This is a genomic window from Gilvimarinus gilvus, assembly GCF_030518155.1.
Classification (GTDB): domain Bacteria; phylum Pseudomonadota; class Gammaproteobacteria; order Pseudomonadales; family Cellvibrionaceae; genus Gilvimarinus; species Gilvimarinus gilvus.
In genome coordinates, this window is record NZ_JAULRU010000314.1 from 1 (window position 1) to 1,156 (window position 1,156).

The 1,156-nt window shown below is 46.5% G+C and carries 1 protein-coding gene; it reads right to left on the bottom strand.

Annotation, left to right across the window (positions count from 1 at the left end):
* Positions 1–1,156 (bottom strand): non-ribosomal peptide synthetase (locus QWI17_RS05010; protein ID WP_302721409.1); only part of this gene is annotated, 1,156 nt, incomplete at both ends.

Genomic DNA, 1,156 nt, shown 5'->3' on the forward strand with positions numbered 1-1,156 from the left:
CCCTCGAATCTTTACCTGATGGTCAATTCTTCCTAAGTACTCGAGATTACCATCCTCTCTCCATCGAACTAGATCCCCGGTCTTATACAACCGTTGACTGCTGGAAGGATCCGATGAATCATAAAATGGATTCTCAATAAACTTCTCGGTCGTTAATTCGTGCTGATTTAAGTAGCCACGAGCCAACCCCGGGCCACCTATACACAACTCGCCTGCCGATCCAATTGGCAAAAGCTCGTTGCTACCGTCAACAACGTAAACAAAGTTGTTAGCAAGTGGAGCGCCTATAGAATTTGGTAGGCTATTACCGCGTGTCGATAGACACATAGTAGTAAAAGTAGTATTTTCTGTTGGCCCATATCCGTTTATAAATGTTAAATGATGATAATCATCTAGAAGCTTTTTTATCTTCTCCGGGTTGACAACATCTCCACCCGACAGCACGTAATTAACACCGTTAAAAATATCGTCGGCATGATCTACCACATCGTGAAAGAGGGCAGCAGTAAACCATATAGTATTGATTTGATGACTTTCTATAAGCTTTTTCAAAGTTGCAAAGTCAAGTGCCCCTGAGGGCGCTAGAACACATACTCCTCCCGTTAGCATGCTCCCCCAAACTTCAAACGTGGAAGCATCAAATGATATTGGGGAATGCTGTAGAATTATCGGAGGACTCTTACCCACCAAGGGTTTAATATCACCGAATATAAGCGCATTTACACTGATATGCTCAACCATCACACCTTTAGGCGTTCCGGTAGAACCTGAGGTATAGATCACATACGCAAGGTGAGAGGACGTAAGACCCAACCCCTGAGCCGGTAAGTTACTTATGCTTTGCCCGGCCAACTGATCCCGAAATAACACATCATCAAACAGTAAGGCCTGCGCTTGACTGATCCCTGTGCGCTCTAGTAAGGACGAGTGTGTCAGAACCGCACCCAGACTCGCGTCCTGCAACATGTATGCTATGCGCGATGACGGGTAGTCCGGATCAATCGGCACATAGGCTCCTCCGGCCTTAATAATTCCCAAAAGGCCAATCACCATCTCGACAGAGCGCTCAACGCACAACCCAACCAACGTGTCAGGCTCAACACCTCGTTCTGCAACTAGATAATGCGCCAGCTGGTTCGACCTCTCATTGAGCTGC